The sequence below is a fragment of the Streptomyces sp. NBC_00096 genome (assembly GCF_045041305.1).
GTDB lineage: Bacteria > Actinomycetota > Actinomycetes > Streptomycetales > Streptomycetaceae > Streptomyces.
In genome coordinates this window covers 1,313,011-1,333,105 of the sequence record NZ_CP108221.1, presented here as the reverse complement: position 1 = coordinate 1,333,105, position 20,095 = coordinate 1,313,011, and the positions used below count along the sequence as shown (strand labels likewise).

Genomic DNA, 20,095 nt, shown 5'->3' with positions numbered 1-20,095 from the left:
CGGCGGCGGTGTGCTCCGCCGCCGGGGACCGGGGGTTACTCCTGCTTCTTGCGGCGGGTGCCGAAGACGATCTCGTCCCAGCTCGGGACCGCCGCCCGGCGCCCGGGGCGGACGCCGTCGGCCTCCGCCTGCCGGTCCGTCGTGCCCGTCAGCCGGTCCCGGTGGCCCGCCACGGTACGCGGCATCAGCACGTCCGCGTAGGCGGAACCCGCCCCCGTGGAGGCGGCCGAGGCCGCGGGCGGCTCCTCCGCCTCCGGCTCCGTCACGGGCTCCGGGACCACCAGGTCGCCGCGGAAGCTCGGTACCGCCTCCAGCAGGGCCGTCAGGGTGTCCCGTTCCTCCTCGGCGTCCGTCTCCGGCGGCGGCGGGGGAGCAGGGGCCGTGTGGCTGGTGGTTCGCTCCATCTGCCGGTCGAGTGCCCGGTCCAGCGGCCGGTCGCGCGGCAGCCGCGCGATCCTCGGTACGAACGGGAAGCTCGGCTCCGGGGTCGCCGGCAGGTCGTCCGACTCGCCGATCAGCGAACGGGCCTCGTCGTCCACGGCCACGACCAGCCGGCGCGGCGGGTCGTACGTCCAGCTCGCCGAGTGCGGCTCACCCGCCACCCGGTAGACCAGCAGGACCTCCCAGGTGCCGTCGTCGCGGCGCCAGGAGTCCCACTGGACGGACTCCTTCTCCGCCCCGCGCAGCGTGAGTCGTTCCTGCACGGCCTCGCCGAGCTGGGGTCCGGTGTTCTCGCCGGGGCGGCGCACGGGCGTCTTGCGGGCCCGCTCCGCCATGAACGCGCGCTCGGCGAGCACGGGGCCCTCGAAGCGGCGTACGCGGTCGACGGGGATGCCGGCGAGCTGAGCGACCTCCTCAGCGGAGGCACCGGCCCGTATGCGGGCCTGGATGTCACGCGGGCGGAGGTGGCTCTCCACCTCGATCTCGATCTGGTTCAGGCGCGCACGGTCGTTGCGCACGGCAGCCCGGAGACGCTCGTCGATCGGAAGCGTGTACTCCGTGCTGTCCGCAGCCTTGAGCACCAGTCGTGTGCCGTCATTTGAGACGGCCACGACACGCAGTTCGGGCATGGGGACCTCCCGGGTGGTGCCTGCCGACGTCACGTGCGTCGCTGCTTCCGCTAGTCGAGTGTGGCCTGCCCGGGTGCAGCCTGCCACTACCTTGCCGAGTTAAACCGGCGTGTCGGGCATGCGCCCTTGATCGCTGTTATGGCACGGTTACCTGTTGGGCACGCACAGTGACCGAACGGTTACTGTGCGCAGCAGGATCCCGTGCAATACCGCGGCATCGCCGGTCTCGAGTGCCGTTTCTCCATCAGCCGGCCCCCTCTCCCGGGTCCGGACATCCGTAAGGAAGGACGGCCCCAGGGCTCGCCACAGTACTCCATTCGGGCCACCTGGGTGGACCGCCGCGCCGCCGAACTTGTCCCGGACGGCGGGAGTTGGGCTGCCCCGGATCGGGTCCACATCCGGCCGGACCTGGGCGTGCGTCCGTTTTCAGGTGTCTTGCTTCACAGAATCTCCGGAAATGGAACTATCCGTTTCGCTCATGTGTCAGTAACTGAAGGAAGCGGAGAAGCGCGAGAGGCAGGACACGCAGGGGATGGCGATGGGTCAGAAGGCGGCGCAGGACACCGGGCCGGAGCAGGAGCAGGAGAAGAAGAAGCTCGACCTGAGTGCGGCTCAGGTCGCGGGTTCTTCGCTGGCCACCGTCGCGGCTGCCCTGCTCGCCTCGCAGATGGGCGTCTACGGGACCATCCTCGGCGCCGGTGTGGTGAGCGTGGTGGCCACCGCCGGCGGGCCCGTCATCCAGCACTTCTTCCGCCGCACCGGCGACCAGTTGCGCGAGTCCGCCCGCCCGAGGAGCCGTCAGGTCCCGGTGGAGGGGCCGCGCGGGGCGCCCCACGAGGTGCGGGCGCCCGACGGCACGATGATGCTGCGCCAGGCCCCGCCCCCGGAGCTCCCGGAGGAGTTCGGCGCGGCCACCGTGCACGGCAGCCGGGTACGGGGCTGGAAGCGCACGGCGCTCGCCTCCGGCCTGGCGTTCGCCATCGCCCTGGGCGGCATAGGGACCTACGAGGCCGTCGCCGGCACCTCCGTCAGCAAGGGCGGCGGGACCGTGTTCTCCGGCGGCACCCAGAAGGCGGGCAGCGGCAGGACCGCCCCGGACCGGGACGGGACCGGCGGGTCGGGCGGGAAGACCCCGCAGACCGGGAGCTCCCCGGGCACCTCGAGCCCGAAGTCGGGCCCGAGCCACCGGACCGACCCGGACGCCTCGCCGTCCCCGGACCCGTCGTCCAGCCCCAGCCCCAGCCCGACCCCGCCGAAGCCCGATCCCTCGCCGAGCACCACGCCCTCGAAGTCCCCGACGCCGGGCGCCGGGCAGTCGACGCCGGGCGCCGGCGACGCGGGCGGCTCCGGCTCCGGCTCCACGCCGACCCCCTGAGCCGGACCCCGGAGCCGACCGACTGGGCCGCCCCCTGAGCCGACCCCCGGAGGCGGCCCCGTCCTCAGTCCCCCAGCACGCGCCGCAGGTAGTCGTTGCCGAAGGTCCGGTCCGGGTCCAGCCGGTCCCGGAGCGCCGTGAACTCGCCGAAGCGCGGGTACACCCGGGCGAAGTACTCGGCGTCCCGGGTGTGCACCTTGCCCCAGTGCGGCCGCCCGCCGTGCGCCGTGAAGATGCGCTCGGCGGCCGTGAAGTAGGCCTGGTACGGGGTGCCCTTGTACATGTGGACCGCGATGTACGCGCTCTCCCGGCCCGAGGCCGTGGACAGGGTGATGTCGTCCGCCGGAGCCGTCCGCACCTCCACCGGGAAGCTGATCCGCAGGTCGGAGCGGTCGACCATGGCCTTCAGCTCCCGCAGCGCCCCGACGACGCCCTCGCGCGGAAGGGCGTACTCCATCTCCACGAACCGCACCCGGCGCGGACTGGTGAACACCTTGTACGGGATGTCCGTGTAGGTACGCGCCGACAGGGCGCGGCTCGCGACCCGGGCGATGGCGGGGATGGCCGCCGGGACCGCGCGGCCGACGGAGTTGACGGCCTGGAAGACGCCGTTGGAGAGCAGCTCGTCCTCGACCCAGGCGGAGACCGCTCCGGGCGGGGCGGCCGGGCCCTGGCTGCGGTTGTTGCGCTTGGTGTTGCAGTTGCCGGTGTGCGGGAACCAGTAGAACTCGAAGTGCTCGTTCTCCGCGTGGTGCTGGTCGAACTCGGCGGTCACCCGGTCGAAGCCCATCGGCTCCTCACGGGCGGTCAGGAAGAAGAGCGGCTCCACGGCGAAGGTGATCGCGGTGACGATGCCGAGCGCCCCGATGCCCAGCCGGGCCGCTGCGAAGACCTCGGGATTCTCCTTCTCCGAGCACGCCAGCAGCCGCCCGTCGGCGGTGACCAGCTCCAGGCCGCGGATCTGGGCGGCGATGGAGGCGGAGTCGCGGCCGGTGCCGTGGGTCCCGGTGCTGGTGGCGCCGGAGACCGTCTGCTCCATGATGTCGCCCATGTTGGTGAGCGACAGGCCCTCCCCGGCGAGGGCCAGGTTGAGGTCCTTGAGGACCGTGCCCGCCGCCACCGTCACGGTGCCCGCGTCCCGGTCGATCGCCTGGATCCCGGCCAGCGCTTGCGGGCGGATCAGTACGCCGTCGGTGGCGGCGGCCGCCGTGAAGGAATGGCCGGTGCCGACCGCCTTCACCTTCAGCCCGTCCCCGGCGGCCCGGCGGACCGCCTCCTGGAGCTCCCCGACCGATGCCGGGGTGACCACGCGTGCGGGCGTGGCAGTGACGTTGCCCGCCCAGTTATGCCACGCGGCGGTCCGTGTCCCGCTGTTCCCTGCTGTCCCCGTCGTCGCCATCGCTGACGCGCTCCTCCCCTTGCGCCGACCTCGTCAGCCGGCGGTAACCCGCGAACGCCACCGCCGCCGCGGCGGTCCCCGCCGAGATGGAGACGACGTACCCGGTCCTCGCGCCGGCGGCGTCGATGACCCAGCCGGCCACGGAGGAGCCGAGCGCGACCCCGACCGCGAGGCCGGTGCTGATCCAGGTCATGCCCTCGGTCAGCTTCGCGCGTGGTACGTGCGCCTCGATCAGGGCCATCGTGGTGATCATCGTGGGAGCGATGGCGAGGCCCGAGACGAAGAGCGCCACGGCCAGAAACGGAAGGTTCCCGGCCAGTAGGAGGGGGATCATACTCACGGCCATCGCACATATGCCCAGCACCCACCTGCGTTCGGCCTTGCCCTTGAGGGGCAGCAGGCCGAATACGATCCCCGCGAGGCAGGATCCGACCGCCCAGATGGCGAGGATGAAGCTGGCGGCGGCCTTGTGTCCCTGCTCCTCGGCGAAGGCCAGGGTGACCACGTCGATGGAGCCGAAGATGGCCCCGGTGGCCACGAAGGTGGCCATCAGCACCTGGAGTCCGGGGGAGCGCAGCGCCGAGGTCCTGTCGGTGTCCTCGCCGCGCGGGTGCGGGGCCGGCTCGGTGGAGCGCTGCGCGGTCAGCCACCACACGCCCACCAGCAGGCAGACCCCGGCGACCAGCGGGCCGGCCTCGGGAAACCAGGTGGTGGAGAGCCCGATGGCGATGATCGGGCCGAAGATGAAGCAGACCTCGTCGAGGACCGACTCCAGGGAGTACGCCGTGTGCAGTTCACGCGGGGAGTCGCGGTAGATGGCCGTCCAGCGGGCGCGGATCATCGAGCCCACGCTCGGCACGCAGCCGGCGAGGGCGGAGAAGACGAACAGGGTCCAGTCGGGCGCGTTGTTGGCCGCGCAGAGCAGCAGGCCGGCGACGGCGACGACGGCCAGCAGGGTCGCGGGACGCAGGACGCGCCGCTGGCCGTACTGGTCGACCAGGCGGGAGACCTGGGGGCCGACCACGGCGGCGGAGAGCGCGAGGGTGGCGGTGAGCGCGCCGGCCAGTGAGTAGCGGCCGGTGAGCTCGGAGATCATCGTGAGGATGCCGACGCCGACCATGGAGATCGGCAGGCGGCCTATCAGGCCGGCCGCGCTGAACCCGCGGCTCCCGGGTGCGGCGAAGATCGCGCGGTAGGGACTGGGCAAGGTGCCCTCCGTAAGGGACGTCATTGGCCCATACAGGTTACGACCGCACACATGGCGCCCGCATGGGGAAAGGGCAAGAGGAAGTAAGGGTGACCTTACCTGCGATGGGGCGGGTTCGGACGCCGGGCCTGTTTCCCGGCCGGCGGCCGCGGGTGGCAGGATTCGAAGCATGTCTGACCAGCTCCGCGCCCCCGCCGCCGGCCCGGCCGAAGGCCCCGCCGCCCCCTACGACGCCCTCCTGCTGCTGTCCTTCGGCGGTCCCGAGGGGCCCGAAGACGTCGTGCCGTTCCTGGAGAACGTCACGCGCGGGCGCGGCATCCCGCGCGAGCGCCTCAAGGAGGTCGGGCAGCACTACTTCGGCTTCGGCGGCGTCAGCCCGATCAACGGGCAGAACCGCGAGCTGCTGGACGCGCTGCGCAAGGACTTCGCGGAGCACGGGCTGGACCTGCCGGTCTACTGGGGCAACCGCAACTGGGCCCCGTACCTGAACGACGTGATGCGCGAGCTGGCGGCCGACGGGCGCCGGCGCATCGCGGTGCTCGCGACCAGCGCGTACGCCTCGTACTCGGGCTGTCGGCAGTACCGCGAGAACCTCGCCGACGCGCTCGGCCTGCTCGTGGAGGAGGGCACGGCCGCGGCGGACCTGCCGAAGGTCGACAAGCTGCGGCACTACTTCAACCACCCCGGCTTCGTGCAGCCCATGATCGACGGGGTGCTGGCCGCACTGGAGTCGCTGCCCGGGGAGGTCCGCGCCGGGGCCCACCTGGCCTTCACCACGCACTCCATCCCGACCGCGGCCGCGGACGCCTCCGGCCCGGCCGCGGACCACACCGCGGACGGCGGGGGCGGGGCCTACGTCAAGCAGCACCTGGACCTCGCGAAGGTGATCGCCGACGCGGTGCGCGCCGAGACCGGCACCGAACTGCCCTGGGAGCTCGTCTACCAGTCGCGCAGCGGAGCCCCGCACATCCCGTGGCTGGAGCCGGACATCTGCGACCACCTGGAGGCCCTGCACGGTGCGGGCGCCCCGGCGGTGGTCATGGTGCCGATCGGCTTCGTCTCGGACCACATGGAGGTGCTGTACGACCTCGACACGGAGGCGACGGCGAAGGCCGCCGAGCTGGGCCTGCCGATCGCCCGCTCCGCGACGGTGGGCGCCGACCCGCGGTTCGCGGCGGCGGTACGGGACCTCGTGCTGGAGCGGGCCGCGGCGGAACGCGGGGAGGCCGTGGAGCGTTGCGCGCTCGGCCTGCTCGGAGCGAGCCATGATCTGTGTGCCGTGGGCTGCTGCCCGGCACGGGGGCCCCGGCCGGCGGCCGCGGGCGTGGACAGTCCGTACGCGTAGCGGGTCCGTACGCACAGACGGGCCGTACGCACGGACGGTCCGTACGAGTGGAAGAACTGGAGCCGGGCGTGATCTCCGAAGAGCTGAAGACCGAACTGCTGGACGTGGCCCTGGAGGCGGCCGGCCGGGCGGGGGCGCTGCTGCGGGACGGCCGGCCGGCCGATCTGGCGGTCGCCTCGACCAAGACGAGCCCGATCGACGTGGTGACCGAGATGGACATCGCGGCCGAGAAGCTGATCACCGGCATCCTCGGCGAGCGGCGGCCCGAGGACGGGCTGCTGGGCGAGGAGGGCTCCGACACGCCCGGGACCAGCGGCGTGCGGTGGGTCATCGACCCGCTGGACGGCACCGTGAACTACCTCTACGGGCTGCCGACCTGGGGCGTGTCCATCGCGGCCGAGTACCTGGGCGAGACCGTGGCCGGCGTGGTGGCGGCGCCGATGCGCGGGGAGACCTACCACGCGGTGCTCGGGCGCGGCGCGTGGCTGGACGGGACCCGGCTCGCGTGCCGGCCGGCCGCCCCGCTGGACCAGGCGCTGATCGGGACCGGGTTCGCGTACGTCCAGACCCGGCGGGCCCACCAGGCCGACGTGGTGCAGCGGATCATCCCGCTGGTCCGGGACATCCGGCGGGGCGGGTCGGCGGCGATCGACCTGTGCGACGTGGCCGCCGGGCGGCTGGACGGGTACTGGGAGCGGGGGCTGAACCCCTGGGACCTGGCGGCGGGCGAGCTGATCGCGCGGGAGGCCGGCGCGCTGACCGGCGGCCGGCCGGGCGAGAGCGCCTCGGGCGAGCTCGCGCTGGCCGCGACCCCCGCGGTGTTCGCCTCGCTGCGGCCGCTGCTGGACGAGGCCGGGGCCTGGCACGACTGAGCGGCCGCGCCTGAACGGATCGGCCGCGACCGAACGGATCGGCCCGGCACATATGAGGGAACCCCGGAGGCCGGTGGCGGCCGCCGGGGTTCGAGGGTGTGTTGGGTCGGTCGGGCGTGGGATCAGCAGACGGAGACGGTGACCGGTACGCCGTGATCGGCGGCGAGGCGCTGGAGGTCTTCCAGCTCCGCCTGTTCCACTTCCACGAGGAAGTCGTCGCCCGTCTCGCGGGCCTGCCTGAGGTCCGACTGCGTGTTCCTGATGCGCTGCAGGAGACCCGCGGTGAATGCGTCCATGATGGGTGCGCCCCCTCTTCGTGGGTCGGCGGCGGCACGTGGCGGCCCGCCGTCAGGGAGTGTTCGGGGTGTGAAATCGTCCTCCCCGCCGCCCTGGCCCCAGAAACCTCGCAAGGCGAGGGAATCCTCACGTCCGTCCGCGGGGACGGACCCGGGACCTCCCCGCCGAGGTCCCGCGGACGCCCGCGCGGACGCCCCCGGTCCCGCCCCCGCGGATGCCCGCGGGAGGTCCCGCGCGGCGTCTTACAGCCGGTTTACCGCCGAAAGGGGCAGGATGGACGACGCATCACACGCCTGCCCTGACGGGCTCTGAGGAAGGAAACGACGTGCGCGTACTCGTCGTCGAGGACGAGCAGCTGCTCGCCGATGCGGTGGCCACCGGACTGCGCCGGGAGGCCATGGCCGTGGACGTCGTGTACGACGGCGCCGCGGCCCTCGAACGCGTCGGAGTGAACGACTACGACGTGGTCGTGCTCGACCGGGACCTCCCGCTCGTACACGGTGACGACGTCTGCCGGAAGATCGTCGAGCTCGGCATGCCCACCCGCGTGCTCATGCTGACGGCGTCCGGGGACGTGAGCGACCGGGTCGAGGGCCTGGAGATCGGGGCGGACGACTATCTGCCCAAGCCCTTCGCGTTCACCGAGCTGACCGCCCGGGTACGGGCCCTCGGGCGCCGCACCACCGTGGCTCTGCCCCCGGTGCTGGAGCGCGCGGGAATCAAGCTGGACCCGAACCGGCGCGAGGTGTTCCGCGAGGGCAAGGAGGTGCAGCTGGCGCCGAAGGAGTTCGCGGTGCTGGAGGTCCTCATGCGCAGCGAGGGCACGGTCGTGTCCGCCGAGCAGCTCCTGGAGAAGGCGTGGGACGAGAACACCGACCCCTTCACCAACGTGGTGCGCGTGACGGTGATGACCCTGCGCCGCAAGCTCGGGGAGCCGCCGGTCATCGTGACCGTCCCCGGTTCCGGCTACCGGATCTGACGCGGGTGGCAGCGACCCCGGCGCCACCACCGGCGCCACCGAAACCGACCTGGGACCCCGGCCAGCCCGAGGGTCCTTTCCCTTGGCTGCGGCCGACCATCCGGATACGCCTCACGCTGCTGTACGGCGGGATGTTCCTGATCGCCGGCATCCTGCTGCTGTCGATCATCTACCTGCTGGCGGCGCAGGCGCTGCGGCAGGGCAACGCGCTCCCGTTCACCATCGTGGGCGGCGGCCCGATCCAGGTCACCAGCAGCTGTCCCGGAGTGAGCGGTACCGGGCAGATGCCCGACCAGTTCAACGCCGCGATCAACACGTGCATCCTCGAACAGCGGCGGCACGCGCTGGACGACCTGCTGAGCCGGTCGCTGATGGCGCTGATGGGACTGAGCATCATCGCCTTCGCCTTCGGCTATGCGATGGCCGGTCGGGTGCTCTCGCCGCTGGGCAAGATCACCCGGACCGCCCGCCGGGTGGTCGGTTCCGACCTGACCCGGCGGATCGAGCTGGACGGGCCGGACGACGAGCTCAAGGAGCTCGCCGACACCTTCGACGAGATGCTCGACCGGCTGGAGCGGGCCTTCTCGGCGCAACAGCGGTTCGTGGCCAACGCCTCGCACGAGCTGAGGACGCCGCTGGCCATCAACCGGACGCTGCTGGAGGTGCACCTCTCCGACCCCGGGGCGCCGGTGGAGCTGCAGCAGCTCGGCAAGACCCTGCTCGCCACCAACGAGCGCAGCGAGCAGCTGGTCGAGGGCCTGCTGCTGCTGGCCCGCAGCGACAACCAGATCATCGAGCGCAAGCCCGTGGACCTGGCGGAGGTGGCCTCGCGCGCCCTCGACCAGGCCCGTGCGGAGGCCCAGGCCAAGGGCGTCGAGATCCGCGGCGAGCGCGCGCTGGCCGTCGTACAGGGCAACGGCGTACTGCTGGAGCGGATCGCGCTCAACCTGGTGCAGAACGCCGTCCGGTACAACGTGCCGGAGGGCGGCTGGGTGGAGGTCACCACCGAGGCCGTGCACGGCCAGGCGGTCCTGCTGGTATCGAACACGGGTCCCGTGGTTCCCGCGTACGAGGTGGACAACCTCTTCGAGCCCTTCAGACGGCTGCGTACGGAGCGCACGGGCAGTGACAAGGGCGTCGGGCTCGGCCTCTCGATCGCGCGCTCCGTGGCGCGCGCACACGGCGGGAGGATCCAGGCGGTACCGCGGGAAGGCGGTGGCCTCGTGATGCGTGTCACTCTACCCTTGTGATTCCCCCCACCCCGTGTTCGCTGTTGGCTGAATGCTTGCCTCGTGAAGGCAGTGACTTCTGTGCGATCGATCACAGTGTCGAGTGTCCGGCCATATGCGTTCAGTGACCTCGGGTGGGCCGGAAAGCCCGGGAAGTCCGGGTTTCCGGCCCACCTAGCGGCGGAAAATACATGGGGTGGCGTTTGTGCAAGACGGCCCCCGGACCGTGTACGGTCCCGGTCGTCATCCCAGCCAATCGCTCCTTCTGATGTGCGGCTGGGTGTCGATTGAGTAACAGACCTTGATGTGAGGCAAAATCTCCGCCTCAGGTCGGGCACAAGTCCGGCCTCTCGCGCGTTACGTGCGCTGAGACACCCGCTAAATCCCAGAGGGGGAGAGCGAACTATGGCAACGGACTACGACACCCCGCGCAAGACCGACGACGACGTAGACAACGACAGCATCGAAGAGCTGAAGGCTCGTCGCAACGAGAAGTCGTCCTCGAACGTCGACCTGGACGAAATCGACAATGCGGAAGGCCTCGACCTGCCCGGCGCGGACCTCTCCAACGAGGAACTGGCCGTTCGGGTCCTGCCCAAGCAGGCCGACGAGTTCACCTGCACGAGCTGCTTCCTGGTGCACCACCGCAGCCAGCTGGCACGCGAGAAGAACGGTCAGCCGATCTGTCGCGAATGCGACTGAGAGGCGTCGGCCGTGACTGGCTCGACACCATTTCGGAAGCTGCGCTTCCGGAAAGCTGGTGATCCGGCGGAGACGCACGAGGGAGCCGGGGGCCTGAACACGGGCCCTGGAGCCCCCGGCGTACCCGCCGTGCTCCCCGACACCGCCGAGGCGGTGCCGTCGGCCTCCGAGGCCGGCGAGGGGTCCCGGAGCCGCTCCGGGGTCCGTCGGCTGCAAGCCGTCAAGAACGGTGTGCGCAAGGGCGGCGAAAGTGCCAGGGCCGCCGCCCTTTACCTCACCGACCGAGTCATCGAGAACGCCCCGCGCGTTCCGGTTCGGGACCTCGCGACCCTGCGCGCGCAGTTCCCGGGCCTCGGGCCCGATCAGCTCGCCGACAAGCTGATCTCCGGCGCCGCGAACGCCACCTCCACCGTCGGTGCGGGGATCGGCGCCGCGGCCATGCTGCCGGTGCCGCCCGCCATGCCGGCCGAGCTGGCCGCCGAGATCACCGGGGTCGCCGCGATCGAGCTGAAGCTCATCGCCGAACTCCACGAGGTCTACGGCCTGCGGCCGCCCGGCAACCTCAAGCAACGCAGCCTCGCCTACCTCACGTCGTGGACGGAGGAGCGCGGGGTCGACCTGACCAAGCCGACGACGCTGAACGCGGCGCTGGGCGGTCAGATGAAGCGCGAACTGCGCCAACAGATCATGAAGCGGATGTTCCGCAACCTGCCCAACCTGATGCCGTTCATGGTCGGCGCCGCAGTCGGAGCGGTCATGAACCGCCGCGACACCCGCAAACTCGCCGAGAAGGTGCGTGCGGACCTGCGGACCCGGGCCGTGCCCTGGAACTCGATGCCGCAGCTCCCGCCCCTTGAGCGGCCCGCCGAGCCCCTTCCCGGGGCAGCCAGGGCCGCCATCGAGGGCCGGCCGTTCGACCCCCGCGACACCTCCTAGGCCGGACCGCGCTCAGACCCGGCTCAGGCCGCGCCCTGCGCCGCGCGGATGGCCGCCGCCAGCGCCTCGGGCTCACGGGTGGAGACGTAGACGTACGGGGTCGGGTCCGCCGGGTCGGTGACCTCGACGCGGACCGCCGTCGGCACGTAGCTGCGCATCAGCATGAAGGCGCGCATGTCGGCCTTGTACGTGCGCCAGGCGCGGGCCTCCTCCGCGTCCAGGACCTCCGGGTCGCCCAGGGCCGACACCGGGATCCGGGCGTCACCGGCGGCCAGCGCGCCGCCCACCACGCGCACGCGCTGGGAGCCGTACGAACTCACCAGCAGCCCCGTCAGCGCGGTGCCCCCGACGAGCCCGGCCAGCAGCGGCAGCGTCCCGAGCGGCAGCAGCATCAGCGCGCACGCGAGGCCGGTGAGTACGGCGATCCCCCACCAGGAGCGGGGGGCGGTCAGACGTTCGTCGTGGTGCGCGGGGGAGAGCTGCATGCGGCCAAGCCTGCCACGAGGCGACCGGCGGGTAGCCGCGCGGGTAAGGTCTGCGGCTGTGAGTGGACGAAACACAGCGTTGACGCCCCCCGCCGATGCCGCGGCGCCGGTGCGGCATCCCGATGCCCCGGCACCCGGAGAGCTCCTCGGCGCGCACTACGAGCACTGTTTCGGCTGTGGCGGCGGCCAGCCGCACGGACTCCACCTGGAGGCCCGCGCGGGCGAGGGCGTGCGCGTCAGCGCCGAGTTCACCGTCAAGCCCGCCCACCAGGGCGCGCCCGGCCTCGCCCACGGCGGCGTCCTGGCCACCGCGCTCGACGAGACCCTCGGCTCCCTGAACTGGCTGCTGCGCGTCATAGCCGTCACCGGCCGGCTGGAGACGGACTTCGTCCGCCCCGTGCCCGTGGGCACGGTGCTGTACCTGGAGGCGGAGGTCACGGCCGTCGCCGGCCGGAAGATCTACTCCAGCGCGGTCGGCCGAATAGGCGGACCCGAGGGCCCGGTCGCACTGCGCGCGGACGCCCTCTTCATCGAGGTGAAGGTCGACCACTTCACCGACAACGGACGGCCCGAGGAGATCCGGGCGGCGATGGCCGACCCGGACCAGGTCAGGCGCGCACGCGCCTTCGAGGTGAACCCCTGATGTCTGAGAACAACACCGGCGTGGACGTGTCGATCAGGCGCGTCGACCCGGAGGTGCCGATTCCGGCCTACGGTCACCCCGGTGACGCCGGCTGCGATCTGGTCACCACCGTGGCCGCCGAACTGGAGCCGGGTGAGCGGGCGGTACTGCCCACCGGGGTCTCCATCGCACTGCCCGACGGGTACGCGGCGTTCGTTCACCCGCGCTCCGGCCTGGCCGCCCGGTGCGGGCTCGCGCTCGTGAATGCCCCGGGGACGGTGGATGCCGGGTACCGTGGGGAGATCAAGGTGATCGTGGTCAATCTCGACCCGCGCGAGAGCGTCAGGTTCGAGCGTTTCGACCGCATTGCCCAGCTGGTTGTCCAGCGGGTCGAGAGGGTGCGCTTCCACGAGGTGGCGGAACTTCCCGACTCGGCGCGGGCCGAGGGGGGTTTCGGCTCCACCGGCGGTCATGCGGCCGTGGCCGGATCCGGCGCTGGTCAGCAGGGTGGGAATGGCTACGCTTCGGTCGTATCCGACCGGGAAGGACAGTGACGTGTTCGGACGTCGCAAGAAGAACGACTCCGTCAAGGACGGCGGCGCGGCCGAGCAGGTCGTCGACGGCGTCGGTGCCGATGAGCAGGACGGCACGGAGGAGACCGACGGGGCACAACCGCGCAGGGTGAACCTGCCGCCGGCCCCGCGGCCCGACGGCCCGTGGGACATCTCCGAGGTCCCCGGCAACCCCGAGGAGGGGCGGGTGGACCTCGGCGGCATCTTCGTGCCCGGGGTCGAGGGCATGGAGCTGCGCGTCGAGGTCGCCGGTGACGCGATCGTCGCCGCGACCGTGGTGCTCGGCGACAGTGCCGTACAGCTGCAGGCCTTCGCCGCGCCCCGCAGGGAGGGCATCTGGGGCGAGGTCCGCGAGGAGATCGCCGAGGGCATCACCAAGCAGGGCGGCATCATCGACGAGGTCGAGGGTCCGCTGGGCTGGGAGCTGCGCGCGCAGGTGCCCGTACCGCTGCCGGACGGGCAGACCGGCGCCCAGCTGGTCCGCTTCGTCGGCGTGGACGGCCCGCGCTGGTTCCTGCGCGGTGTCATCTCCGGCCAGGGCGCGGTGCGCCCCGAGTCGGCCGGGGTGCTGGAGCGGATCTTCCTGGACACCGTCGTGGTCCGCGGCGAGGGTCCGATGGCCCCCCGCGACCCGATCGTCCTGAAGCTGCCGAACGACGCGCAGATGGTGCCGGACGGCGTGCAGACCGAGGAGCAGGAAGGCTCCCGCTTCGGCGGGGGCATGGGCCAGCTGGAGCGCGGCCCGGAGATCACCGAGGTCCGCTGACCCCGGTGCGAACCCGTACGGCCGTGGGCCGCGTCCCTCCGGGGGCGCGGCCCACGGCCGCGTCCGGGGGCGCCCGCTCCGGCCCCGGGTCCTGCCCCGGGCCCGGAGCCCGGAGCCCGGAGCCCGGAGCCCGGAGCCCGGAGCCCGGAGCGGTGCCCGCCCCCCCGCTCCGGACCCGGCGTGACCGGGGTCACCCGGGGTGTCAGGGATCCGTCAGAGATCGGCGCATACGCCCTGATCGGCGCGTGAACGGGGCGAACGTCCCGGAGAATGAGCGCATGGGACGCGGCAAGCTCAGGATCTATCTCGGCTCGGCACCCGGAGTGGGCAAGACGTACGCCATGCTCTCGGAGGGCCACCGCCGGGTGGAGCGCGGCTCCGACTGCGTCGTGGGTTTCGTCGAGCACCACGGGCGGCCGCGCACCGAGGTCATGCTGCACGGCCTGGAACAGGTGGAGCGCCGGGAGCTCTCGTACCGGGGGGCAGCCTTCACCGAGATGGACGTGGACGCGATCCTCGCGCGCAAGCCGTCCATCGCCCTGGTCGACGAGCTGGCCCACACCAACGTCCCGGGTTCGCGCAACGCCAAGCGCTGGCAGGACGTGGAGGAGCTGCTGCGGGCCGGCATCGACGTGATCTCCACCGTCAACATCCAGCACCTGGAGTCCCTCGGCGACGTGGTGGAGTCGATCACCGGGGTGCGGCAGCGCGAGACCGTCCCGGACGAGGTGGTGCGCCGCGCGGACCAGATCGAGCTGGTCGACATGTCCCCGCAGGCCCTGCGCCGCCGGATGGCCCACGGCAACATCTACAAATCGGACAAGGTCGACGCGGCCCTCTCCAACTACTTCCGCCCCGGAAACCTCACCGCCCTGCGCGAGCTCGCCCTGCTCTGGGTCGCCGACCGGGCCGACGAGTACCTCCAGCAGTACCGGGGCGAGCACAACATCCGCTCCACCTGGCAGGCCCGCGAGCGCATCGTCGTCGGCCTCACCGGCGGCCCGGAGGGGCGCACCCTGATCCGGCGCGCGTCCCGGGTGGCGGCGAAGGGCTCGGGCAGCGAGATCCTGGCCGTCTACATCGCCCGCAGCGACGGGCTGACCGCCGCCTCGCCGAAGGAGCTCGCGGTCCAGCGGACGCTGGTCGAGGACCTTGGCGGAACGTTTCACCATGTGATCGGCGACAACGTTCCCGAGGCGCTGCTCGAATTCGCCCGCGGGGTCAACGCCACCCAGATCGTGCTCGGCTCCAGCCGCCACCGCTCCTGGCGGTACGTGTTCGGCCCCGGCGTCGGCGCCACCGTCGCCCGCGACTCCGGGCCCGACCTCGACGTCCACATCGTCACGCACGAGCAGGCCAACAAGGGCCGCGGCCTGCCCGTGGTCCGCTCGGCGGCGCGGCTCGGCCGGACCCGGATCGTGGCCGGCTGGGTCGCCGGGGTGATCCTGCCGCTGCTGCTCGCGGCGCTGCTCACGCACGTGGACAACGACCCCGGTCTCGCCAACGAGATGCTCCTCTTCCTGGCCCTGACCGTGGCCGCCGCGCTGCTCGGCGGGCTCTACCCGGCGCTGGCCTCCGCGGCCGTCGGCTCCCTGCTGCTGAACTACTACTTCGCCCCGCCGATCCACCGCTTCACCATCTCCGACCCGAAGAACATCGTCGCCATCGCCGTCTTCTTCGGCGTCGCCGGATCCGTGGCCTCCGTGGTGGACGCGGCCGCCCGTCGCACCCACCAGGCCGCCAGGCTGCGCGCCGAGTCCGAGATCCTCTCCTTCCTCGCCGGCAGCGTGCTGCGCGGCGAGACCACGCTGGACGCGCTGCTGGAGCGGGTGCGCGAGACCTTCGCCATGGAGTCGGTGGCGCTGCTGGAGCGCGAGAGCGACGTGGAGCCCTGGCAGCCGGCCGGCAGCGTCGGCCCGAACCCGGTCTCCCGCCCCGAGGACGCCGATGTGGACATGCCGATCGGCGACCACATGGCGCTGGCCCTGTCCGGGCGGGTGCTGCCCGCCGAGGACCGCCGCGTGCTCGGCGCCTTCGCCGCCCAGGCGGCCGTCGTGCTCGACCGGCAGCGGCTGGTCGGGGAGGCGGAGGAGGCCCGCCGGATGGCGGAGGGCAACCGGATCCGGACCGCGCTGCTGGCCGCCGTCAGCCATGACCTGCGTACCCCGCTGGCCTCCATCAAGGCCTCCGTCAGCTCGCTGCGCTCCGACGACGTGGAATGGTCCGAGGAGGACCGCGCGGAGCTCCTGGCGGGCATCGAGGAGGGCGCCGACCGGCTCGACCACCTCGTGGGCAACCTGCTGGACATGTCGAGGCTCCAGACCGGCACCGTCACCCCGCTGATCCGCGAGATCGACCTCGACGAGGTGGTCCCGATGGCGCTGGGCGGCGTACCCGAGGGCAGCGTGCTGCTGGACATCCCGGAGACGCTGCCCATGGTGGCGGTGGACCCCGGGCTGCTGGAGCGGACCGTGGCCAACGTGGTGGAGAACGCGGTCAAGTACAGCCCGGCGGGGGAGCGGGTGCTGGTGGCGGCCAGTTTCCTCGGCGACCGGGTCGAGGTACGGGTCGTGGACCGCGGGCCGGGCGTGCCGGAGGAGGCCAGGGACCGGATCTTCGCCCCCTTCCAGCGGCACGGGGACGCGCCGCGCGGAGCGGGGGTGGGGCTGGGGCTGGCGGTCGCGCGCGGCTTCGCCGAGGCCATGGACGGCACGCTGACGGCGGAGGACACCCCCGGGGGCGGGCTCACCATGGTGCTCACCCTGCGGGCGGTGACCAACGGTCGGCCGCAGGCCCACGTGAGCGTGGACGGCGAGGGCCGCAGCGTGGATGCTGAGCTTGATTCTGATCTTGATTCGATACGACAGAAGGCAGGACCCCAATGACCCGGGTGCTCGTGGTGGACGACGAACCCCAGATCGTCCGAGCCCTCGTGATCAACCTGAAGGCCCGCAAGTACGAGGTCGACGCGGCCGCGGACGGGGCGAGCGCCCTGGAGATGGCGGCCGCCCGCCACCCCGACGTCGTCGTCCTGGACCTGGGCCTGCCCGACATGGACGGCGTCGAGGTGATCAAGGGGCTGCGCGGCTGGACCCGGGTCCCGATCCTGGTCCTCTCCGCCAGGCACAGCTCCGACGAGAAGGTCGAGGCCCTGGACGCGGGCGCCGACGACTACGTCACCAAGCCCTTCGGCATGGACGAGCTGCTCGCCCGGCTGCGGGCCGCCGTCCGGCGGGCCGAACCGGGGGCCGGGGCCGGCGAGGACGAGGTGACCGTGGAGACCGAGACCTTCACGGTGGACCTCGCGGCGAAGAAGGCGGTGCGCGCGGGCCGGGACGTACGCCTCACGCCCACCGAATGGCACCTGCTGGAGGTGCTGGTCCGCAACGGCGGCAAGCTGGTCAGCCAGAAGCAGCTGCTCCAGGAGGTCTGGGGCCCCTCGTACGGGACCGAGAGCAACTACCTGCGGGTCTACATGGCCCAGCTGCGGCGCAAACTGGAGACCGACCCCTCGCACCCCAGGCACTTCATCACCGAACCGGGCATGGGATACCGCTTCGAGAGGTGAGCGTGAGATACCGCTACGAGAGGTGAGCGTGGCGCCGGTACGCTTCCTGTATGAGTGCTGAACCGCGTCCCGAGATCCCCGCGAAGCCGGCGAAGCCCGCCAGGCCGGCGGGCCGGTTCCGCCGGATGATTGAGCGGCTGTCCACCTCGCAGGAGGAGCTGCATTCGGCGGAGCTGCAGGAGGACGCAGAAGCCGCGGGCTGCACGCGGATCTGCGACTGCCACGACCGTCAGATAGTCAAGGTGACCGGGACCCTGCGTACCGTCACCCTGCGACCGCGCGCGGGCGTCCCCGCGCTGGAGGCCGAGCTGTTCGACGGCTCGGCCGCGCTGGACGTCGTATGGCTCGGGCGTCGCTCGATCGTGGGAATCGAACCCGGCCGTCGCATGATCGCTTCCGGGCGGATCTCGATGAGCCACGGCCGTCGGGTGCTCTTCAACCCGAAGTACGAACTCCGACCGCTCGGACAGGAGCACTGACGGTGACGTCACTCGACAAACCGGCCACGCCTGACGTGGACCCCGCCGCCGAACCGTCGGCGGACCAGAAGGCCGTGACGCAGGCCGCCCTCTTCGACGCCTTCGGGGGCATCCGGGGCACCGTGGAGACGATGCTCCCCGGCCTGCTCTTCGTCATGATCTACACGATCAACAAGGACGTGAAGAGCTCCGCCATCGCGGCGGGCGCCGTGGCGGTCCTGCTGGTGATCGTGCGGCTGCTGCGCAAGGACACGGTGAAGCACGCCTTCAGCGGGGTCTTCGGCGTGGGAGTCGGCGTGGCCTTCGCCCTGTTCACGGGGAGCGCGAAGGGCTTCTACCTGCCCGGCATGATCTACGGCGCCGGCCTGGGCGTGGCCTTCACGCTCTCCGCGCTGGTGGGCTTCCCGCTGCTGGGGGTGATCCTGGGCCCGGTGTTCAAGGAGAACCTGTCCTGGCGCACGCGCAACCCCGGGCGCAAGAAGGCGTACACCAAGGCCAGTCTGGCCTGGGGCCTGATCTTCCTCGCGAAGTACGCGATCCTCTTCCCGCTGTACTGGTGGGGCGACGCGACGCAGCTGGGCTGGGTGCTGATCGCGCTGAAGCTGCCGCCGATGGTGCTGGCGGTGTACTTCACGTGGGTCTTCCTTGCGAAGGCGCCGCCGCCGATCAACGTGATCGCGGAGTGGGAGGCGGAGGAAGCCGCCGAGAAGGCGGCGAAGGCCGCGAAGGCCGCGGAGCGGGGCCGGTAGATCCGGCCCGTCCGGTGATGTGAGCGATGTGCACGATGTGAGCGAGGGGCGCCGACCACGATGGTCGGCGCCCCTCGGACGTCCAGCGGGCCGCGGGCCGGCCGCGGGCTAGTCCGCGGCCTGGAGGAGGTCCTCCAGCTGCTCCTCGCGGGCCTGGGCGGCCACGAAGAGGAGCTCGTCGCCCGGCTCCAGGGTCTCCTCGCCGTGCGGGGTGAGCACCCGGTTGCCCCGGATGATCGTGACCAGCGAGGTGTCCTCGGGCCAGGTGATCTCACTGATCTGCTTGCCGGCGACCTGGGAGTCGGCGGGCAGGGTCAGCTCGACCAGGTTGGCGTCGCCGTGGCTGAAGCGCAGCAGGCGCACCAGGTCACCGACGCTGACGGCCTCCTCGACCAGCGCCGACATCAGGCGCGGCGTGGAGACGGCGACGTCGACGCCCCAGGACTCGTTGAAGAGCCACTCGTTCTTCGGGTTGTTCACGCGGGCGACGACCCGCGGGACCCCGTACTCGGTCTTCGCGAGGAGGGAGACGACCAGGTTGACCTTGTCGTCACCCGTCGCTGCGATGACCACGTTGCACCGCTGCAGCGCCGCCTCGTCGAGCGAGGTGATCTCGCAGGCATCGGCCAGCAGCCACTCGGCCTGCGGCACCCGCTCCACCGAGATGGCGGTCGGGGCCTTGTCCACGAGGAGCACCTCGTGGCCGTTCTCCAGCAGCTCGCCCGCGATGGAACGTCCCACCGCGCCGGCTCCGGCGATCGCGACCCTCATGCGTGTGCCTCCTCAGGACCCTCGGCGAAGGACGCCTCCACCTTGTCGATCTCGTCCGTGCGCATCATCACGTGGACGAGGTCGCCCTCCTGCAGGACGGTCGCCGATGTCGGCAGCATGGCCTCGCCCAGCCGGGTGAGGAAGGCGACGCGGACGCCGGTCTCCTCCTGCAGCTGGCTGACCTTGTGGCCGACCCAGGCGGTGGAGGTGTGCACCTCGGCGAGCTGGACACCGCCGCTCGGGTCGCGCCACAGCGGTTCCGCGCCCGACGGCAGCAGCCGGCGGAGCATCTGGTCGGCGGTCCACCGGACGGTCGCGACGGTGGGGATGCCCAGGCGCTGGTAGACCTCGGCGCGCTTGGGGTCGTAGATGCGGGCGGCGACGTTCTCGACGCCGAACATCTCGCGGGCCACGCGGGCGGCGATGATGTTGGAATTGTCACCACTGCTGACCGCCGCGAAGGCACCCGCGTCCTCGATGCCGGCCTCGCGAAGCGTGTCCTGGTCGAAGCCGACTCCGGTCACGCGGCGGCCGCCGAAGGACGCCCCCAGCCGGCGGAATGCGGTGGGGTCCTGGTCGATGACCGCGACCGTATGCCCCTGCTGTTCCAGGGTCTGCGCGAGGGCGGAGCCCACTCTTCCGCAGCCCATAATGACGATGTGCACGGCCGTC

The 20,095-nt window shown here is 71.9% G+C and carries 21 protein-coding genes; 14 read left to right on the top strand and 7 right to left on the bottom strand.

The annotated features are described in order from the left end of the window. Window positions 1-35: 35 nt before the first annotated feature. Entirely contained in the window at window positions 36-1,070 is a 1,035-nt protein-coding gene (gene sepH, locus OG904_RS05620; protein ID WP_405487990.1) for a septation protein SepH, read from the bottom strand. A gap of 538 nt (window positions 1,071-1,608) precedes the next feature. Between sepH and OG904_RS05615 the strand changes: the two genes are divergently transcribed. Continuing rightward, window positions 1,609-2,445 carry a hypothetical protein gene (locus tag OG904_RS05615; protein WP_405487988.1) on the top strand — a complete coding sequence of 279 codons (837 nt, stop codon included), beginning with the start codon at window positions 1,609-1,611 and terminating at the stop codon, window positions 2,443-2,445. A 64-nt stretch (window positions 2,446-2,509) separates the two neighbouring features. Here OG904_RS05615 and OG904_RS05610 read toward each other — a convergent pair whose 3' ends face one another. After that, complete coding sequence (locus OG904_RS05610) at window positions 2,510-3,844, bottom strand: D-arabinono-1,4-lactone oxidase (protein WP_405487986.1); 1,335 nt, start codon at window positions 3,842-3,844, stop codon at window positions 2,510-2,512. Further along, window positions 3,789-5,051, bottom strand: a complete 1,263-nt coding sequence (locus OG904_RS05605; protein ID WP_405487984.1) for an MFS transporter — start codon at window positions 5,049-5,051, stop codon at window positions 3,789-3,791. The genes OG904_RS05610 and OG904_RS05605 overlap by 56 nt, the downstream gene beginning before the upstream one ends. A 169-nt stretch (window positions 5,052-5,220) precedes the next feature. Here OG904_RS05605 and OG904_RS05600 point away from each other — a divergent pair, with 169 nt between their 5' ends. Continuing rightward, entirely contained in the window at window positions 5,221-6,396 is a 1,176-nt protein-coding gene (locus OG904_RS05600; protein ID WP_405487982.1) for a ferrochelatase, read from the top strand. 68 nt (window positions 6,397-6,464) lie between these two features. Beyond that, complete coding sequence (locus tag OG904_RS05595) at window positions 6,465-7,268, top strand: inositol monophosphatase family protein (protein ID WP_405487980.1); 804 nt, start codon at window positions 6,465-6,467, stop codon at window positions 7,266-7,268. A 122-nt stretch (window positions 7,269-7,390) separates the two neighbouring features. Here OG904_RS05595 and OG904_RS05590 read toward each other — a convergent pair whose 3' ends face one another. Then, window positions 7,391-7,564: a hypothetical protein gene (locus tag OG904_RS05590; protein WP_405487978.1), complete on the bottom strand. Its 174-nt coding sequence runs from the start codon at window positions 7,562-7,564 to the stop codon at window positions 7,391-7,393. 326 nt (window positions 7,565-7,890) lie between these two features. Here OG904_RS05590 and OG904_RS05585 point away from each other — a divergent pair, with 326 nt between their 5' ends. The 4 genes from OG904_RS05585 (at window position 7,891) to OG904_RS05570 (ending at window position 11,411) form a co-directional block, all read left to right on the top strand. After that, window positions 7,891-8,544 carry a response regulator transcription factor gene (locus tag OG904_RS05585; protein ID WP_112451148.1) on the top strand — a complete coding sequence of 218 codons (654 nt, stop codon included), beginning with the start codon at window positions 7,891-7,893 and terminating at the stop codon, window positions 8,542-8,544. A gap of 5 nt (window positions 8,545-8,549) precedes the next feature. Then, window positions 8,550-9,794 carry a HAMP domain-containing sensor histidine kinase gene (locus OG904_RS05580; RefSeq protein WP_328301261.1) on the top strand — a complete coding sequence of 415 codons (1,245 nt, stop codon included), beginning with the start codon at window positions 8,550-8,552 and terminating at the stop codon, window positions 9,792-9,794. Window positions 9,795-10,178: 384 nt separating this feature from the next. Next, the gene (locus OG904_RS05575) at window positions 10,179-10,475 is read left to right on the top strand and encodes a DUF4193 domain-containing protein (protein ID WP_112451146.1); all 297 of its coding nucleotides are present in this window, start codon (window positions 10,179-10,181) and stop codon (window positions 10,473-10,475) included. 12 nt (window positions 10,476-10,487) lie between these two features. Then, complete coding sequence (locus tag OG904_RS05570) at window positions 10,488-11,411, top strand: hypothetical protein (RefSeq protein WP_405487975.1); 924 nt, start codon at window positions 10,488-10,490, stop codon at window positions 11,409-11,411. Between the two features lie 23 nt (window positions 11,412-11,434). Here the strand turns inward: OG904_RS05570 and OG904_RS05565 are convergent, their stop codons facing one another. Continuing rightward, window positions 11,435-11,896: a DUF3093 domain-containing protein gene (locus OG904_RS05565; protein WP_405487973.1), complete on the bottom strand. Its 462-nt coding sequence runs from the start codon at window positions 11,894-11,896 to the stop codon at window positions 11,435-11,437. A 58-nt stretch (window positions 11,897-11,954) separates the two neighbouring features. On the opposite strand from OG904_RS05565, the gene OG904_RS05560 reads away from it, so the two are divergent. The 7 genes from OG904_RS05560 to OG904_RS05530 all read left to right on the top strand — a co-directional run bounded on the left by OG904_RS05560 (window position 11,955) and on the right by OG904_RS05530 (window position 18,652). After that, complete coding sequence (locus OG904_RS05560) at window positions 11,955-12,539, top strand: PaaI family thioesterase (protein WP_405487971.1); 585 nt, start codon at window positions 11,955-11,957, stop codon at window positions 12,537-12,539. Further along, window positions 12,539-13,072, top strand: coding sequence for a dUTP diphosphatase (dut, locus tag OG904_RS05555; protein WP_405487969.1), 534 nt, complete (start codon window positions 12,539-12,541; stop codon window positions 13,070-13,072). The genes OG904_RS05560 and dut overlap by 1 nt, the downstream gene beginning before the upstream one ends. 1 nt (window position 13,073) lies before the next feature. After that, window positions 13,074-13,856: a DUF3710 domain-containing protein gene (locus OG904_RS05550; RefSeq protein ID WP_405487967.1), complete on the top strand. Its 783-nt coding sequence runs from the start codon at window positions 13,074-13,076 to the stop codon at window positions 13,854-13,856. A 278-nt stretch (window positions 13,857-14,134) separates the two neighbouring features. Further along, a complete protein-coding gene (locus tag OG904_RS05545) occupies window positions 14,135-16,741 on the top strand; it encodes an ATP-binding protein (RefSeq protein WP_405487965.1) in 2,607 nt (868 codons plus the stop codon). Then, window positions 16,738-17,424, top strand: a complete 687-nt coding sequence (locus OG904_RS05540; protein ID WP_328301268.1) for a response regulator — start codon at window positions 16,738-16,740, stop codon at window positions 17,422-17,424. Before OG904_RS05545 ends, OG904_RS05540 begins: the two co-directional genes overlap by 4 nt. Before the next feature lie 50 nt (window positions 17,425-17,474). After that, entirely contained in the window at window positions 17,475-17,903 is a 429-nt protein-coding gene (locus OG904_RS05535; RefSeq protein WP_405487962.1) for an OB-fold nucleic acid binding domain-containing protein, read from the top strand. Between the two features lie 2 nt (window positions 17,904-17,905). Further along, complete coding sequence (locus OG904_RS05530) at window positions 17,906-18,652, top strand: DUF3159 domain-containing protein (protein ID WP_405487960.1); 747 nt, start codon at window positions 17,906-17,908, stop codon at window positions 18,650-18,652. A 108-nt stretch (window positions 18,653-18,760) separates the two neighbouring features. On the opposite strand, the gene OG904_RS05525 is transcribed toward OG904_RS05530, so the two are convergent. Further along, a complete protein-coding gene (locus tag OG904_RS05525) occupies window positions 18,761-19,423 on the bottom strand; it encodes a TrkA family potassium uptake protein (protein ID WP_214953432.1) in 663 nt (220 codons plus the stop codon). Next, window positions 19,420-20,088: a potassium channel family protein gene (locus OG904_RS05520; RefSeq protein WP_405487958.1), complete on the bottom strand. Its 669-nt coding sequence runs from the start codon at window positions 20,086-20,088 to the stop codon at window positions 19,420-19,422. Before OG904_RS05520 ends, OG904_RS05525 begins: the two co-directional genes overlap by 4 nt. Window positions 20,089-20,095 lie beyond the last annotated feature (7 nt).

Bases quoted from the DNA above. Each gene is read 5' to 3' on its own strand.
- OG904_RS05535 (WP_405487962.1), top strand. From the start codon at position 17,475: ATGAGTGCTGAACCGCGTCCCGAGATCCCCGCGAAGCCGGCGAAGCCC.
- OG904_RS05615 (WP_405487988.1), top strand. From the start codon at position 1,609: ATGGGTCAGAAGGCGGCGCAGGACACCGGGCCGGAGCAGGAGCAGGAG.
- OG904_RS05540 (WP_328301268.1), top strand. From the start codon at position 16,738: ATGACCCGGGTGCTCGTGGTGGACGACGAACCCCAGATCGTCCGAGCC.
- OG904_RS05590 (WP_405487978.1), bottom strand. From the start codon at position 7,564: ATGGACGCATTCACCGCGGGTCTCCTGCAGCGCATCAGGAACACGCAG.
- OG904_RS05600 (WP_405487982.1), top strand. From the start codon at position 5,221: ATGTCTGACCAGCTCCGCGCCCCCGCCGCCGGCCCGGCCGAAGGCCCC.
- OG904_RS05565 (WP_405487973.1), bottom strand. From the start codon at position 11,896: ATGCAGCTCTCCCCCGCGCACCACGACGAACGTCTGACCGCCCCCCGC.
- OG904_RS05575 (WP_112451146.1), top strand. From the start codon at position 10,179: ATGGCAACGGACTACGACACCCCGCGCAAGACCGACGACGACGTAGAC.
- OG904_RS05525 (WP_214953432.1), bottom strand. From the start codon at position 19,423: ATGAGGGTCGCGATCGCCGGAGCCGGCGCGGTGGGACGTTCCATCGCG.
- dut (WP_405487969.1), top strand. From the start codon at position 12,539: ATGTCTGAGAACAACACCGGCGTGGACGTGTCGATCAGGCGCGTCGAC.
- OG904_RS05545 (WP_405487965.1), top strand. From the start codon at position 14,135: ATGGGACGCGGCAAGCTCAGGATCTATCTCGGCTCGGCACCCGGAGTG.
- OG904_RS05610 (WP_405487986.1), bottom strand. From the start codon at position 3,844: ATGGCGACGACGGGGACAGCAGGGAACAGCGGGACACGGACCGCCGCG.
- sepH (WP_405487990.1), bottom strand. From the start codon at position 1,070: ATGCCCGAACTGCGTGTCGTGGCCGTCTCAAATGACGGCACACGACTG.